The 16187-nt window shown below is 67.0% G+C and carries 9 protein-coding genes and 3 pseudogenes; 11 read left to right on the top strand and 1 reads right to left on the bottom strand.

What is annotated here, in order from left to right:
• From polA to CSW58_RS15955, 3 genes and pseudogenes are all read left to right on the top strand, one after another.
• Positions 1 to 2101, top strand: a 2101-nt coding sequence (gene polA, locus CSW58_RS00695) for a DNA polymerase I (protein ID WP_099445907.1), incomplete at its 5' end; no start/stop codon positions are given.
• Between the two features lie 205 nt (positions 2102 to 2306).
• Positions 2307 to 2825, top strand: a complete 519-nt coding sequence (locus CSW58_RS15960; RefSeq protein WP_161494527.1) for a CHASE3 domain-containing protein — start codon at positions 2307 to 2309, stop codon at positions 2823 to 2825.
• A gap of 459 nt (positions 2826 to 3284) precedes the next feature.
• A pseudogene (locus CSW58_RS15955) lies at positions 3285 to 4117 on the top strand (methyl-accepting chemotaxis protein); the annotation flags it as partial.
• Between the two features lie 33 nt (positions 4118 to 4150).
• Here the strand turns inward: CSW58_RS15955 and CSW58_RS00680 are convergent.
• Positions 4151 to 4885 (bottom strand): LytTR family DNA-binding domain-containing protein, encoded by a 735-nt coding sequence (locus tag CSW58_RS00680; RefSeq protein WP_099445905.1) that lies wholly within the window; start codon positions 4883 to 4885, stop codon positions 4151 to 4153.
• Between the two features lie 150 nt (positions 4886 to 5035).
• On the opposite strand from CSW58_RS00680, the gene CSW58_RS00675 reads away from it, so the two are divergent.
• From CSW58_RS00675 to CSW58_RS00640, 8 genes and pseudogenes are all read left to right on the top strand, one after another.
• Complete coding sequence (locus CSW58_RS00675) at positions 5036 to 5644, top strand: DUF2306 domain-containing protein (protein ID WP_369825046.1); 609 nt, start codon at positions 5036 to 5038, stop codon at positions 5642 to 5644.
• A complete protein-coding gene (locus CSW58_RS00670) occupies positions 5641 to 6339 on the top strand; it encodes a TetR/AcrR family transcriptional regulator (RefSeq protein WP_099445904.1) in 699 nt (232 codons plus the stop codon). The genes CSW58_RS00675 and CSW58_RS00670 overlap by 4 nt, the downstream gene beginning before the upstream one ends.
• A 178-nt stretch (positions 6340 to 6517) precedes the next feature.
• A complete protein-coding gene (locus CSW58_RS00665) occupies positions 6518 to 8764 on the top strand; it encodes a TonB-dependent receptor (protein WP_099445903.1) in 2247 nt (748 codons plus the stop codon).
• 88 nt (positions 8765 to 8852) lie between these two features.
• A pseudogene (locus CSW58_RS00660) lies at positions 8853 to 10143 on the top strand (spinster family MFS transporter).
• Positions 10144 to 10345: 202 nt separating this feature from the next.
• A complete protein-coding gene (sucC, locus tag CSW58_RS00655) occupies positions 10346 to 11545 on the top strand; it encodes an ADP-forming succinate--CoA ligase subunit beta (protein WP_099445902.1) in 1200 nt (399 codons plus the stop codon).
• Positions 11546 to 12430: a succinate--CoA ligase subunit alpha gene (sucD, locus tag CSW58_RS00650; protein ID WP_099445901.1), complete on the top strand. Its 885-nt coding sequence runs from the start codon at positions 11546 to 11548 to the stop codon at positions 12428 to 12430.
• Between the two features lie 169 nt (positions 12431 to 12599).
• The gene (locus tag CSW58_RS00645) at positions 12600 to 15563 is read left to right on the top strand and encodes a 2-oxoglutarate dehydrogenase E1 component (protein WP_099445900.1); all 2964 of its coding nucleotides are present in this window, start codon (positions 12600 to 12602) and stop codon (positions 15561 to 15563) included.
• Between the two features lie 78 nt (positions 15564 to 15641).
• A pseudogene (locus CSW58_RS00640) lies at positions 15642 to 16187 on the top strand (biotin/lipoyl-containing protein); the annotation flags it as partial.

The raw sequence follows: 16187 nt of genomic DNA, 5'->3' as shown, positions 1-16187 counted from the left end.
CGACACGCCCCTTCCGGAGCCTATGGACGACCTGGCGGTGCGCGATCCCGACAAGGAGGTTCTGGCCGCCTTCCTGGAGCTGATGGAGTTTCGCTCCCTGGCGCGCCGGGTCGGAGACGGCAGCGCCGCCGCCGCGCCGCGCAGCTTGGATACGCCATCGGGAGCGCGTCCGGCCGCGACGCCGGGCGCCCCGGTGCTCAGCGTCTCTTATGGCCGTCCGTCGGACCGCCCGGCGGCGGAGCCCGTCGCCATCGACCACGGCGCCTATGTCTGCGTGCGCGACCTGCCGACCCTGGAGGCCTGGATCGCCCGGGCCCGGGCCGTGGGCGTCGTGGCCTTCGACACCGAGACCGACGCCCTGTCCTCGGCCACCGCCGGCCTGGTCGGCGTGTCGCTGGCCGTCGCCCCCGGCGAGGCCTGCTACATCCCGCTGGCGCATGAAGAGAAGGCCGAGGGGCTGGCCTTCGAGACCCTCGCCAGCCTTGAACAGATCCCGCTGGTGGAGGCCATCGCCGCGCTCAAACCCCTGCTCGAGGATCCGGCGGTGCTGAAGGTGGCCCAGAACGCCAAGTACGACATGGCCGTTCTGGCGCGCTACGGCGTCGCGGTGGGCCCGATCGACGACACCATGTTGATCAGCTACGTGCTCGAGGCCGGTCTGCATGGCCACGGCATGGACGAGCTGTCCGAGCTGTGGCTCGGGCACAAGCCGATTCCGTTCAAGCAGGTGGCCGGATCGGGCAAGGCGCAGATCAGCTTCAAGCATGTGGGTCTGACCGAGGCGACGGCCTATGCCGCCGAGGACGCGGACGTGACGTTGCGCCTCTATCACGTGCTGCGGCCCCGCCTCGCCCAGGAGGGCCTGCTGACGGTCTATGAGACCCTCGAGCGGCCGCTGCCCGCGGTGCTGGCGGCGATGGAGAACACCGGCATTCGTGTCGATCCGGACACCCTGCGACGGCTGTCCAACGAATTCTCGATGCGCATGGTCGACTTCGAGGCCCGGGCCCAAGAGATCGTCGGACGGCCCTTTAACCTCGGCAGTCCCAAGCAGATCGGCGACGTGCTGTTTGGCGAGCTGCAGCTGAAGGGCGGCAAGAAGACCGCCACCGGTCAATGGTCCACCGACAGCGACGTGCTCGAAAGCCTGGCCGCCGAGCACGAACTGCCGCGCGTCCTGCTCGACTGGCGCCAGCTGTCCAAGCTCAAGGGCACCTATACCGAGAACCTGATCGCGGCGATCGCGCCCGGTGGCGAGAACCGGGTCCACACCTCCTATGCCCTGGCCTCGACCACGACGGGACGGCTGTCGTCGTCGGATCCCAACCTGCAGAACATTCCCGTGCGCACCGAGGAAGGCCGCAAGATCCGCAAGGCCTTTGTCGCCAAGCCCGGCCATCTGCTGATCAGCGCCGACTACAGCCAGATCGAGTTGCGTTTGCTCGCTCATATCGGCGACATCCCGCAGTTGAAGTCCGCCTTCCGCGAGGGCCTGGACATCCACGCCATGACCGCCTCGGAGATGTTCGGCGTTCCCATCAAGGGCATGCCGTCGGATGTGCGCCGCCGCGCCAAGGCGATCAATTTCGGCATTGTCTATGGCATCAGCGCGTTCGGCCTGGCCAACCAGCTCGGCATCGGCCAGGGCGAGGCCGGGGCCTATATCAAGACCTATTTCGAGCGCTTCCCCGGCATCCAGGCCTATATGGACGCCACTAAGGCCTTCGTCCGCGAGCATGGGTTCGTGACGACGATCTTCGGCCGCAAGATCAACATTCCGGACATCCACGCCAAGTCGGCGGCGCAGCGGCAGTTTTCGGAGCGCGCCGCGATCAACGCTCCGATTCAGGGCGCGGCGGCCGACGTGATGCGCCGCGCCATGATCCGCATGCCCGGCGCCCTGGTCGAGGCGGGCCTTTCGGCCAGGGTTCTGCTGCAGGTGCACGACGAACTGGTCTTCGAGGCCCCGGAGAGCGAGGCCGAGGCGACCTGCGCCGTCGCGCGCAAGGTGATGCAGGGCGCGGCGGCGCCAGCGGTCGACATTTCCGTACCGCTTACAGTGGAAGCGCGGGCCGCCCACAACTGGGATGAGGCTCACTGATCAAAAAAGTGGCGTCTGTGTCGGTTCCGCGACATTACGCCACGTCAGGCTTAATCCCGCGGCAAGGGTTGAGGCCGCACAGCTGATCCCGGCGCTCGCTTTGATCCCAGGCTTTAAAGGTCTGTGTTGTTGGAGAATTTTCGGCGCCAGACCACCTTGGAGGGCTGTTGTGTCGTTTGGCGATCTGAAAATCCCGCAAAAGTTGATGGCCGTGTTCGCTGTCATGCTGGCCACGATCATGCTCATGGGCGGGGCGCTCTATGCCAACAAATTGAGCCTTGAGGCTTCGGTGAACCGCACCGAGACTGCCTACCAGTCACTGCGCGCCGCCGACCAGGCCGCCTTCCGCCTGACCCGCCAGGAGAACTCGCTGCGCGGCTTCCTGCTGTCGGGCGATGAATACTACGTCCAGCGGCTGGAAGAGGCGCACAAGCCCAAGTTCCTCGCCGCCCTGAACGACATCCGCAAGCTGGCCAACGGCGATGAGGCTGGCTTGGCGCGGATCGCCGCCGTCGAAGCCGCCTATGCCGCATACCGCACCCAGGCCATCGAGCCGGCTGAAAGCCGTGATCCCTTGACCCGTCCACAGGCCGTTGAACTGGTCAAGCACGACGGCGTCGCCGACAAGGCTGTCGAGCCGGTCGAGAACGCCATCGATGACAGCGAGGCGGTCGTGGCCGCCGAGGCCCCGCCCAGAAGCAGGCTTCCGCCGTTTCGACCCTGACCCTGGCCATCGCATACTTTCACCTTGACCATCGCCATCGCCGCGGGCTGCTGCTGACCAGCGTATCGCCAAGCGGTCGCCGCCATGACCGCCGCCATGCGTCGCAATATCGAGGTGCCGGCCGCCGGTCGCAAGGACGAGATCGGCCAGATGGCCGCCGCCGTCACCCATTTCAAGGAAGCCGCCCTCGCCAAGGACCGGCTGGAGAGCGATTCCGCCCGCCAGCGCGCGCTGACCGAGCGCGAGCGCAGTGAACGGGAGGCCGACAAGGCCGCCGACGCCGAATCCGACGCCGTGGCATTCGGCGCGCTGGGCGAGGCCCTAAATCGTCTGGCCGGTGGCGATCTCACCCACCGCATCGTCGTCGAATTCGCGCCCAAGGCCCAGCAGTTGAAGTCCGACTTCAACGCCGCCGCCGTGCGTCTGCAGGACGCCATGAAGAGCATCGCCGTCACCACCGGCGGCGTCAGCGCCGGGGCCGACGAGATCGCCGGGGCCTCCGACGACCTGTCGCGCCGCACCGAGCAGCAGGCCGCCAGCCTGGAAGAGACCGCCGCCGCCCTCGACGAGATCACCGCCACGGTCCGCCGCACCGCCGCCGGGGCCAAGGAAGCCTCGTCCGTCGTCGCCACCGCCCGCGCCGACGCCCAGCGCTCGGGCGAAATCGTCGCCCAGGCCGTCGCGGCCATGACCCAGATCGAAGGCTCGTCCAACCAGGTCGGCCAGATCATCGGGGTGATCGACGAGATCGCCTTCCAGACCAACCTTCTGGCCCTCAACGCCGGGGTCGAGGCCGCCCGGGCCGGCGACGCCGGCCGCGGCTTCGCCGTCGTCGCCCAGGAGGTCCGGGCCCTGGCCCAGCGCTCGGCCGAGGCCGCCCGCGAGATCAAGGCCCTGATCTCGACCTCGACCAGCAGGTCGGCTCCGGGGTCAGCCTGGTCGGCCAGACCGGCGAGGCCCTGCAGCGCATCGTCGACCAGGTCGCCTCGATCGACGCCCTGGTCACCTCGATCGCCGCCTCGGCCAGCGAGCAGTCGACCGGCCTGCACGAGGTCAACACCGCCGTGAACCAGATGGACCAGGTGGTGCAGCAGAACGCCGCCATGGTCGAACAGGCCACCGCCGCCACCCACGCCCTCAAGGGCGAGGCCAATGAACTGGCCAATCTGGTCGGACGGTTCCGTCTCGACGAGAGCGCCGCGGGCGCTCCAGCCCGGCCTCAGTCGCGCCCGATGGCGCGGCCCGCGACGGCGGTTCGTGGGGGCGCTCGGGCGGCGCAGCCCTGGCCGTGAAGGAAGACTGGGAAGCGTTCTGAGGCTGCGGCCTCAGAACCAGCCGGCTTCGCGCAGGGCGCGGGCATAGGCTCGGCTGACCGGGGCCTCGACGCCGGTGGCCAGGCTGAGGACGGCCCGGCCGTCGCCGCGCCGGGCGTCGGTTACCGCCTCGCGCGCCACCCACCAGGACCGGTGGGTCTGGGCGCCCTCGATGCCTTCCAGTTCGGCCACGGCGTCGGCCAGTCGCATCAGGATCAGGTCCTGCCCCTTCGAGGTATGCAGTCGCAGATAGTGGTCCTGGGCCTCGACCGCGAACAATCGGCCACCGCGGAGCCTCGGCGGCAGGCGTTGAAGAAAGCGGACCGGGGTGGCGCCGGCCGCCGCGGCATGGGTCTGAGGCGGGCGACGCTGGATCATCATGTTCAGCGCGGTCATGGCGGTGGTGATGATCCAGACCGGGGCCAGATAGCGGGGCAGTGAGGCCAGGCGGACGCCGCCGGTGAACATCAGGTCCGTCACCCCCCAGACCACCAGGGTGAAGGGCAGGGTGATCCCCAACGAGACCAGGGCTCCGAACAGCCACGGACGCTCGTCAGCTCGCCCGTCGCGCCCGACCAGTTGGCTGACGCCCGTCCCGACCACCGCGCCGGCCAGGCACAGGCCGACCCAATAGGCCAGCCGCAGGCTCAGGGGCACATGGGCGGTGCCGAACGCCCCAGACATCGCCAGAAACACGCCGGCCGTCGCCGAGACGCCAAAGCCGCGTAGCGCATCAGGCCCGGTCATCGCCGCTCGCGAAGCGTGAACGGCGTCGACCAGCCGTTGACGAAGAGGGGGCGGCGGTTGACGCAAGGTCGATTGAGGCACGGTCCGGTGGGCTCCTAGGGATCATCTCGTCGCCGTCACGGACCCGCCGGGCGACGCTAGGAGATGAAGATGCCCTCGCCGACTCTGTCAATGCGCGCCAGCCTCGCTCGACTGCCCTGGACCCCCATCGGCCTGAGCCTGCTCACTGGCCTGATCGCCGCCGGCACGGCGCCCGGGCGCGCCCTGCTGTCCCTGGCGGGCGTCGACCTGCCCACGCCGCGGCTAGACCTGATCCTGGCCGCCGGCCCGATGATTCAACTTCATATCCTCGCCGCCGTGACGGCCTTCGCCATCGGGACGGTGCTGCTGATCGGGGTCAAGGGCACCCGTCTGCACAAGACCCTCGGCTGGGCTTGGGTGATCGCCATGGCGACGACGGCGATCAGCTCGCTGTTCATCCATACGATCAATCGCGGCGGCTTCAGCATCATTCACCTCCTTAGCGGCTGGACCCTGATCGCCCTGCCGATGGCGATCGTCGCCATTCGACGCCGCAAGGTCGCCGCCCACCGCCGGGCGATGACCGGCATGTTCGTCGGTGGCCTGCTGGTGGCCGGGGCCTTCACCTTCTTCCCGGGCGGCTGCTGTGGGCCGTGTTCCTCGCCTGATCCCTTGCCACGCCGCCCCGGTCGGGCCTATCCGGGAACGTCGTGTTTTGACACGGGGCCCACTCGATGACCGCTGCCAAGCCTCGCGCCCGTTCCGGCGGGCGAGGGCGTCCGTCCAAGGCCAAGGGCCTGGACCTCAAGGAAACCATCCTCGACTCCGCCGAGGGCCTGTTCGCGCGTCACGGTTTCTATGGCGTGACGACACGGCAGGTGGCGACCGAGGCCGGCGTCGACACCGCGCTGATCCACTACTATTTCGGCGCCAAGCGCGAACTGTTCGACGCGGTGTTCCTGCGGCGGGCGGAGATCCTCAACCAGGCGCGCCTGGCCTCGATGGACGCCTATGACAAGGCCCACGCCGGGGCGATGACCGTCGAGGGGGTGATCGAGTCCTTCATCGATCCGCTGCTGCGCATCTCGCAAGAGGGCGGGCAGGGTTGGAAGAGCTATTTCGTGCTCGTCGCCCAGGTCAACAACACGCCGGCCTGGGGCGGCGAGACCATGACCCGCTTCTTCGATCCGGTCGTGCACCGGCTCGTGGAGACGCTCAAGCTGGTCCGTCCCGAAGCCGACCATCGCGACCTCTACTGGAGCTACCAGTTCCTCACCGGGTCGATGATGCTGGCCCTCTCGGAGACGGGACGCATCGATTCCCTGTCCAAGGGCGTGTGTCACTCCAGCGACCTGGAAGCCGTGCGGGCCAGGCTTTTCGCCTATTGCGCCGCCGGGTTCGAGGCGGTCATCGCCCGCGCCACCGTGGCCTGAATCACACCCTCGTCGTCCATTTCACCACCTGATGAAAAAAGACTGGCGTCGTTCGCCGGCTTGAGGGACAGTGCGATCAATTCGCGGGCCGATGAATTCGCGAAAGCCGGAAGTGCGTCCACTCAAGGGGGCCGCCCGGCACGGGACGGAAACGCACTTCAAAGAGGGGGAAATACCCATGAAAACCATGTTTAAGGCCGCGCTTCTCGCTGGCGCCGCTTGGGGCGTCGCCGCCACGGGCGCCATGGCGCAAGATCAAGCGTCGACCACCAGCAACCCTGCAGCCGTCGACGAAGTCGTCGTGACCGCCCGCCGTCGCGAGGAAAGCCTCAAGGACGTGCCGGTCGCCGTTTCGGCGTTCAGCGCCGAAAACCCTGGCCGCCAGGGCGCCAGCGACATCACCGTGCTGCAGCAGACGACCCCGAACATCACCGTCCAGGTGGCGCGCGGCTCGAACTCGACGCTGATCTCTTACATCCGCGGCATCGGCCAGCAGGACCCGCTGTGGGGCTATGAGCCCGGCGTGGGCCTCTATATCGACGACGTCTATGTGCACCGCCCGCAAGGCGCCGTGCTCGACGTGTTCGACATCGAGCGCATCGAAGTGCTGCGCGGCCCGCAAGGCACGCTCTACGGCCGCAACACCATCGGCGGCGCGATCAAGTACGTGACCAAGAAGCTCGACGATGAAGCCCACGGCAAGATCAAGGGCACCTACGGCAGCTATAATCAGACCGACCTTCTGGTGTCGGGCAGCACGCCGGTCGGCGGCGGCCTGTCGGTCGGCGGCGCCTACGCCATCTACAAGCGCGACGGTTTCGGTTCCAACCTGACCACGGGCGCCGAGCACTACAACAAGGACGTCCAGGCCATCCGCCTCAGCGCCGAATACGCGCCGACCGAGGACCTGTTCTTCCGCCTGGCCTATGACAAGGTGCAGGACGACTCCAACCCGCGCCACGGCCACCGCGAACTGCCGGCCCTGGTCGGCGGCTACAAGGTGCTGGACACCTATGACACCCAGGCCGGCCTGGGCGACAGCAACTCGGTCGAAACCGAGGGCGTGTCGCTGACCGGTTCGTGGAACGCCACCGAGAACCTGACCCTCAAGTCGATCACCGCCAGCCGCAAGGGTCACACGACCACCATCATCGACTTCGACGGCACCCCGCTGCCGACCCTCGACATCCCGGCCACCTATGACGACCGGTCGTTCTCGCAGGAACTGCAAGCGGTCTATTCGGACGAAAACGTCCAGGGCGTGTTCGGCCTCTACTACATGAACAGCCAGGCCTCTGGCGAGTTCGACACCATCGCCGGCAATCTCGGCCTGTCCATCGCCGACGGCGGCAAGGTTCGCACCCAGAGCTTCGCGGTCTTCGTCGACGCCAGCGCCAACATGACCGACCGCCTCAAGGTCTCGGTCGGTGCCCGCGCCACCCGCGACCACAAGCGTAGCAACACCTTCCGTCTGTTCTATCTGGGCGCCACGCGCTCGCCTTATCAGGGCGGCACGCCGCGTCCGATCTTCGCCACCCGCACCAACTACGGCGCGGAAAAGACCTTCTCGGAATTCACGCCGCGCCTGAGCGTTTCGTACGACCTGAACGACGACCTCACGACCTACGCCTCGTACTCCAAGGGCTTCAAGTCGGGCGGCTGGGACATGCGCGGCGACGCCGCCATCACCCCGCAGACGATCAACGGCTATCGGCCCGAGGTCGTCAACGCCTACGAAGTCGGCCTGAAGGGCTATGCCCTGGATCGCCGCCTGTCCTTCGCCTCGGCCGCCTTCGTGTCGAAGTATGAGGACCAGCAGGTCAGCACCCAGGTCGTGGTTCCCAGCGGCATCGCTAGCTCGATCGACAATGCCGGCTCGTCCACCCTGTGGGGCGTCGAATTCGAATCCCAGGCCCGGATGACCGCCAACCTGACGGGCACGGTGGCGCTCGGCTATATCCACGCCGAGTACGACACCTTCAGCCGCTTCGTCCCGGCCGGCGCGCCCAACCCGCTGAACCCCTCGCAGACGATCCCGGCCGGTGGCCAGATCGTCAACGTGGCCAATCTCTACGGCTTCCAGAACACGCCGGAATGGACGGGCAATGTCAGCCTGACCTGGACGGGCGATCTGGCCGGCGGCACCGTGGCCGTCACCCCGATGGTCAGCTACCGCGCCGCCTACCAGCAGTTCGAACAGCCGCTGCCGCTGCTTGATCAGGACGCCTTCACCCTGGTGGATCTGACCGCCAGCTGGACCGCGCCCAACAGCAACTACAAGCTGTCCCTGACCGGCAAGAACCTGACCGACGAAACCTACCGTACGGGCGGCTACAACTTCGGTGTCGCCACCTACAACAACTCGGTGATCGGCTTCTACGGCCCGCCGCGGACGGTTTCGGCCAGCCTGGAAGTGAAGTTCTAAATATAGCAGCCTAGAGGGGGCGGCGGTCTGCACGGCAGGCCGCCGCCCTTTTTTTTGAGCCGACGATCGATTTTCCAGGGGCGGACAGATGAGCCAGACCAAGACCGAGCACCCGGCCGATCGCGGCCCGCGCTATCGCTATCTGGTCCTGGCGATGCTGATCGTCGCCTACACCTTCAACTTTCTGGATCGGCAGATCCTCGGCATCCTGGCCGGGTCGATCAAGGCCGAGCTGCACCTGACCGACACCCAGGTCGGGCTGATGGGCGGGGTGGCCTTCGCCCTGCTGTATTCGACCCTGGGCATTCCGATCGCCTGGTTGGCCGACCGCTTCAGCCGGACCTGGATCATGACCATCGCCCTGGCCCTGTGGAGCGGCTTCAGCCTGTGGTCTGGCCGGCGGCTTCACCAGCCTGTTCCTGTGCCGGATGGGCGTGGGGATTGGCGAGGCGGGCGGCGTGGCCCCGGCCTATTCCCTGATCGCCGACTATTTCCCCAAGGCCCAGAGGGCGCGCGCCCTGGCCGTCTATTCGTTCGGCATTCCACTGGGCATGGCGCTTGGCGTGCTGTTCGGCGGACTGATCGCCGCCTTCGTCAACTGGCGGGTGGCCTTCGTGGTGGTGGGCCTCGCCGGGCTGTTGCTGGCTCCGATCTTCAAGTGGCTGGTCAAGGATCCGGTGCGCGGCGGCGCCGACGCCGAGCCCGGCGCGCCGCCCGTCATCCCGGCCAAGGCCCCGCCCTTCAGCAAGGTCGTGGCCACGGTGCTGCCCAAGCCGAGTTTCTGGCTGATGTCGTTCGGCGCCGCGGCCTCGTCGATCTGCGGCTACGGCGTGGCCTTCTGGCTGCCGACCTTTTTCCAGCGCAGCTTTCACCTGAGCCTGGCCGAGCGCTCGATCTATTACAGCGCCATCACCCTGCTGGGCGGCGTGGCCGGCATCTGGCTGGGCGGCGTGCTCGCCGACCGCTTCGGCGCCAAGAACCGCGCCGCCTACACTCTGGCCCCGGCCGCCTGTTTCCTGCTGGCTTTGCCGTGCTTCGTGCTGGCGATGAACTCGACCTCGCTTGTCTGGGCCTTCCTGATCTTCCTGATCCCCACCGGCCTGAACCTGGCTTGGCTGGGTCCGGTGGTCACCGCCGTCCAGCACCTGGCCCCGGCCAGCATGCGCACCACCACCTCGGCCATGTTCCTGCTGATCAACAACCTGCTCGGCCTGGCCGTCGGCACCTGGTTCTTCGGCTTCATGTCCGACCGTCTGGCGCCGCAATACGGTGCCGAGTCGATGCGCTATGCGATCTATTATGGACTGGGCTTCTACGCGCTCAGCGCGGTGCTGCTGATCGCCGCCTCGTTCCGCCTGAAGCGCGACTGGGTGGACTAACGTTCAGGCGATGGCCCGCCAGGACAACCCGTGAGGGCTTGGCTGTTCTGCCCGAGGCGCTGGCGGCGGCCCGCCGCTGTTCTTTTGGGCAAGAGAACGGCGCAAGCCTTCACCTTATCCATCGGCGCCGGTTGCGCCTGCGAAATCGCGCTCCTATAACCCGGCCACATTTCAGAAAAGCCGTCGTCGAGACTGGGCACTCATGAACATCCACGAACATCAAGCCAAAGCCGTCCTTGCGGAGTTCGGCGCCCCTGTTCCACGCGGCTACCCCGCCTTCACGGTGGAAGAGGCTGTCGCCGCCGCCGAGAAGCTCGGCGGGCCGGTCTTCGTGGTCAAGAGCCAGATCCATGCGGGCGGTCGCGGCAAGGGTAAGTTCGAGGGCCTCGGCCCCGACGCCAAGGGCGGCGTCCGCGTCGTCAAGACCGTGGCTGACGTCAAGGCCTGCGCCGAGGAGATGCTCGGCCGGGTTCTGGTGACCCACCAGACAGGCCCCAAGGGCAAGCAGGTCAACCGCCTCTACATCGAGGAAGGCGCGGCCATCGCCAAGGAATTCTACCTGTCGCTGCTGGTCGATCGCGAGACCTCGATGGTCTCGGTGGTCGCCTCGACTGAAGGCGGCATGGACATCGAGGACGTGGCCCACGCCACGCCCGAGAAGATCCACAGCTTCTCGATCGATCCGGCGACTGGCGTGTGGCCCACCCACACCCGCGCCCTGGCCAAGGCCTTGAACCTGAACGGCGCCCTCGCCAAGGAAGCCGCTGTGCTCCTGGGGCAGCTCTATACGGCGTTCCTGGCCAAGGACATGGCCATGCTCGAGATCAACCCGCTAATCGTCACCGCCGACGATCACCTGCGGGTGCTCGACGCCAAGGTGTCGTTCGACGGCAACGCCCTGTTCCGGCACCCGGACATCAAGGCGCTACGCGACGAGACCGAGGAAGATCCCAAGGAAATCGAAGCCTCCAAGTATGACCTGGCCTATATCGCCCTCGACGGCGAAATCGGCTGCATGGTCAACGGCGCCGGCCTGGCCATGGCGACCATGGACATCATCAAGCTGTACGGCGCCGAGCCGGCCAACTTCCTCGACGTCGGCGGCGGCGCCACGACCGAGAAGGTCACCGCGGCCTTCAAGATCATCACCGCCGACCCTGCCGTCAAAGGCATCCTGGTCAACATCTTCGGCGGCATCATGCGCTGCGACATCATCGCCGAAGGCGTCATCGCCGCGGTGAAGGAAGTGGGCCTGAAGGTGCCGCTGGTCGTGCGCCTGGAAGGCACCAACGTCGAACTCGGCAAGAAAATCATCTCGGAAAGCGGCCTGAACGTCATCGCCGCCAACGACCTGTCTGACGGCGCGCAAAAGATCGTCGCGGCCGTGAAGGGTGCTCGCTAAATGTCGATCCTCATCGGTTCCGAAACCAAGGTCATTTGCCAGGGCATCACCGGCGCCCAGGGCACCTTCCACTCCGAACAGGCCATCGCCTACGGCACCAAGATGGTCGGCGGCGTCACCCCCGGCAAGGGCGGCCAGAGCCACATCGGCCTGCCGGTGTTCGACACGGTCGGCGAAGCCAAGGAAGCCACCGGCGCCGACGCCTCGGTGATCTATGTGCCGCCGCCCTTCGCGGCCGACTCGATCCTGGAAGCCATCGACGCCCAGATCGGCCTGATCATCTGCATCACCGAGGGCATCCCGGTGCTCGACATGGTCAAGGTCAAGAAGGCGCTGCAAGGCTCCAAGTCGCGCCTGATCGGCCCCAACTGCCCGGGCGTCCTGACGCCCAACCAGTGCAAGATCGGCATCATGCCCGGTTCGATTTTCTCGGCCGGCAGCGTCGGCGTCGTGTCGCGTTCGGGCACCCTGACCTATGAAGCCGTGTTCCAGACCACCAACGCCGGCCTGGGCCAGACCACGGCCGTCGGCATCGGCGGCGACCCGGTCAAGGGCACCGAGTTCATCGACATCCTCGAGCTGTTCCTCGCCGACGAAGCCACCAAGTCGATCGTGATGATCGGTGAGATCGGCGGCTCGGCTGAAGAGGAAGCCGCCCAGTTCATCGCCGACGAAGCCCGTCGTGGCCGCAAGAAACCCATGGTCGGCTTCATCGCCGGACGCACGGCCCCTCCTGGCCGTCACATGGGTCACGCCGGGGCGATCATCAGCGGCGGCAAGGGCGGCGCCGAGGACAAGATCGCGGCGATGGAAGCGGCGGGCATCCGTGTCTCGCCGTCGCCGGCCACGCTCGGCGAAACCCTGCTGGACGTGCTCAAGGGTTAGGACGACACCGAAACCCCGCCCTCGCGGGGCCCAGGTTTTTTGCGACCGCCAGTCGACGATCCGAAAAAATCACCTGGGCTCCGCTGATTCGCGGGCGTCCAGGTGATGAAGACACTATGTTTACCGGCTCGGGATAACGAGACGGTAACTGGATCGTAAGGCGAAGACGATGGCGGACGACGCGGGCATCATCAATCAGGTCTTGACCGAGACCTCGTTCCTCTACGGCGCCAATGCGGGCTTCGTGGAAGATCTCTATGCCCGATGGGCTGAGAACCCGGGTTCGGTCGAGGCCTCGTGGGCCGCCTTCTTCGCGACGCTCTCCGACCAGGCCGAACAGGTCAAGCGCGCCGCTCAGGATCCCGCCTGGACGCCGCGTCCGACGCCCGCCGCCCGTCCCGATTGGCTGTCGGCCCTTGATGGCCAGTGGCCGTCGGTCGCGCCGGCCGTCGAAGCCAAGATGACCAAGGCCATCGAGGCCAAGGCCCCCGGTACCTCCGCTGAAGCCGTCCGCGCCGCCACGCTGGACAGCCTGCGCGCCATCATGATGATCCGCGCTTACCGGATGCGCGGTCACCTGGCCGCCAACCTCGACCCGCTGGGCCTGGAGCCCAAGCCGCCGGCCCCCGAACTTGATCCCGCCACCTACGGCTTCTCGGAAGCCGACTATGACCGCCCGATCTTCCTGGACTTCGTGCTCGGCATGGAGACCTCGACGATCCGCGAGATCCTGTCGATCCTGCGCCGCACCTATGGTGGCAGCGTCGGCGTGCAGTACATGCACATCTCTGATCCGCACGAAAAGGCCTGGCTGCAGGAGCGGATCGAGGGTCGCGACAAGGAAATCGTGTTCTCCAAGGAGGGCAAGGTCGCCATTCTCAAGAAGCTGATCGAGACCGAGGGTTTCGAGCGCTTCCTGCACAAGCGCTTCCCCGGCACCAAGCGGTTCGGCATCGATGGCGGCGAAGCCATGGTTCCGGCCATGGAGCAGATCATCAAGCGCGGCGGGTCGCTGGGCGTGAAGGACATCGTCCTGGGCATGCCGCACCGCGGCCGCCTCAACGTCCTGGCCGCCGTGATGGGCAAGCCCTACCACGTCATCTTCCACGAGTTCCAGGGCGGCACCAGCCTGCCTTCGGACGTCGAGGGATCGGGCGACGTCAAGTATCACATGGGGGCCTCGTCGGACCGTGAGTTCGACGACAACAAGGTCCACCTGTCGCTGACCGCCAATCCGTCGCACCTGGAAATCGTCAACCCGGTGGTGATCGGCAAGGCCCGCGCCAAGCAGGCCTTCCTGCTGCGCGAGACCCCCGACGCCGGCCGCGGCCATGTGCTGCCGCTGCTGCTGCACGGTGACGCGGCCTTCGCCGGCCAGGGCGTGGTGGCCGAGTGCTTCACCCTGTCGGGCCTGAAGGGTTACCGCACGGGCGGCACCATCCACTTCATCGTCAACAACCAGATCGGCTTCACCACCAGCCCGCGCTATTCGCGCAGTTCGCCCTATCCGTCGGATGTGGCCCTGATGGTCGAGGCCCCGATCTTCCACGTCAACGGCGACGATCCCGAAGCCGTGGTCTATGCGGCCAAGGTCGCCACCGAATATCGCCAGATGTTCGGCAAGGACGTCGTGGTCGACATGTTCTGCTATCGCCGGTTCGGTCACAACGAGGGCGACGACCCGACGATGACCTCGCCGCTGATGTACGCCAAGATCAAGGGCCACCCCTCGACCCGCGAGCTCTATTCGGGCCGCCTGATCGCCGAAGGCGTGATCAGCCAGACCGACGTCGACGGCTGGGTGAACGACTTCGAGACCTTCCTCGACAAGGAATTCGACGCCGGCAAGACCTACAAGGCCAACAAGGCCGACTGGCTGGACGGCAAGTGGGCCGGCCTCGCCACCCCTGCCGATGAAGAGCGTCGCGGCTCGACCGCCTTCCCCCGGACCCGCCTGCTGGAGATCGGTCGCCAGATCACGACCATCCCCGAGCGGATCGACGCCCACAAGACCGTCAAGCGCGTCATCGAGAATCGCCGCGACGCGATCGAAAAGGGTGAAGGCCTCGACTGGGGCACCGCCGAGCACCTGGCCTTCGCCACCCTGCTCGACGAAGGCTTCCCGGTTCGCCTGTCGGGCCAGGACAGTGTGCGCGGCACCTTCACTCAGCGCCATTCGGACGTCATCGATCAGACGACCGAGGAGCACTACACGCCGCTCAACAACATCGGTCCGGGCCAGGCCCATTACGAGGTCATCGACTCGGCCCTGTCGGAAGAGGCGGTGCTGGGCTTCGAATACGGCTTCTCGCTGGCTGATCCCAACACGCTCACCCTCTGGGAAGGCCAGTTCGGCGACTTCGTGAACGGCGCCCAGGTGGTGATCGACCAGTTCATCAGCTCGGGCGAGCGCAAATGGCTGCGGATGAGCGGCCTGGTGATGCTGCTGCCGCACGGCTACGAGGGCCAGGGCCCCGAGCACAGCTCAGCGCGCCTGGAGCGCTTCCTGCAGTCCTGCGCAGAGGACAACATGCAGGTGCTCAACTGCACCACGCCGGCCAACTATTTCCACGCCCTGCGTCGCCAGATGCACCGTGAGTTCCGCAAGCCGCTGGTGGTCATGACCCCCAAGAGCCTGCTGCGCCACAAGCGCGCCGTCTCCAACATCGCCGATCTGGCGGAAGGCTCGTCCTTCCACCGCGTGATGATCGACGGGGCCGAGGCCGGCTGTGACGTCGGCGGCGTGACCCTGACCAGCGACGACAAGATCAAGCGTGTCGTGCTCTGCTCGGGCAAGGTCTATTTCGATCTGGTCGACGCCCGCGCCAAGAGCGGCCGCGATGACGTCTATCTGCTGCGCCTGGAACAGTTCTATCCGTGGCCGATGAAGTCGCTGCTGGGCGTGCTGGGCCGTTTCAAGAACGCCGAGCTGGTCTGGGTTCAGGAAGAGCCCAAGAACATGGGCGGCTGGACGTTCGTCGATCCCTGGATCGAACTGACGCTGGCCAAGCTGGACATCAAGGCCAAGCGCGCGCGCTATATCGGCCGACCGGCCAGCGCCTCGACGGCGGCGGGTCTGATGAGCCGGCACCTGAAAGAGCTCCAGACCTTCCTCGACGAGACCTTCGCCTAACCCTATCGATAAGGCCCCGCCTTGCGGGCGGGGCCGCTTTCACACCTGACCGGCAAAAACGAGAGACATCGGAACACCATGGCCGACATCATGACCCCCGCCCTCGGCGAATCCGTGACCGAAGCGACGGTGGCGCGCTGGACCAAGAAGGTCGGCGAGGCGGTGAAGAAGGACGAGATCCTCATCGAACTCGAGACCGATAAGGTCAGCCTGGAAGTGGCCTCTCCCGCTGACGGCGTGCTGAGCTCCATCGGCGCCGAAGAGGGCGCGACGGTTATTCCGGGTACGGTCCTTTCCTCCCCCCCCCCTGCCCCGGCGTTGTCACCGAAGGCGCGACCGCGTCGGCGGCGCCCGCCGCCGCTGCGCCCAAGGCCGCCGCTCCGGCTCCCGCGCCGTCGCCGCCGCCGCGGCTCCGGCCCCGGTGGCCGCCGCGCCCGCCGCCGCGCCGGTCAGCCCAGCCCCGGCCCGCATCGCCGCCGAAAACAATCTCGACCTCGCCAAGGTCGCCGGCACCGGCAAGGACGGCCGGGTGACCAAGGGCGACGCCCTGGCCGCCCTGGAAGCCCGCGCCGCCGCCCGGCCCCGTCGCCGCGCCTTCGGCCCCGCGTCCGATCCATGAGCGCG

It is taken from the genome of Caulobacter sp. B11, assembly GCF_002737765.1.
Classification (GTDB): Bacteria; Pseudomonadota; Alphaproteobacteria; order Caulobacterales; family Caulobacteraceae; genus Caulobacter.
This window is presented reverse-complemented; position numbering and strand designations above follow the sequence as displayed.

Excerpts from the sequence above, each read along its gene's own strand:
- CSW58_RS15960 (WP_161494527.1), top strand. The coding sequence starts at position 2,307 with ATGGCCGTGTTCGCTGTCATGCTGGCCACGATCATGCTCATGGGCGGG.
- CSW58_RS00680 (WP_099445905.1), bottom strand. The coding sequence starts at position 4,885 with ATGACCGGGCCTGATGCGCTACGCGGCTTTGGCGTCTCGGCGACGGCC.
- CSW58_RS00675 (WP_369825046.1), top strand. The coding sequence starts at position 5,036 with ATGCCCTCGCCGACTCTGTCAATGCGCGCCAGCCTCGCTCGACTGCCC.
- CSW58_RS00670 (WP_099445904.1), top strand. The coding sequence starts at position 5,641 with ATGACCGCTGCCAAGCCTCGCGCCCGTTCCGGCGGGCGAGGGCGTCCG.
- CSW58_RS00665 (WP_099445903.1), top strand. The coding sequence starts at position 6,518 with ATGAAAACCATGTTTAAGGCCGCGCTTCTCGCTGGCGCCGCTTGGGGC.
- sucC (WP_099445902.1), top strand. The coding sequence starts at position 10,346 with ATGAACATCCACGAACATCAAGCCAAAGCCGTCCTTGCGGAGTTCGGC.
- sucD (WP_099445901.1), top strand. The coding sequence starts at position 11,546 with ATGTCGATCCTCATCGGTTCCGAAACCAAGGTCATTTGCCAGGGCATC.
- CSW58_RS00645 (WP_099445900.1), top strand. The coding sequence starts at position 12,600 with ATGGCGGACGACGCGGGCATCATCAATCAGGTCTTGACCGAGACCTCG.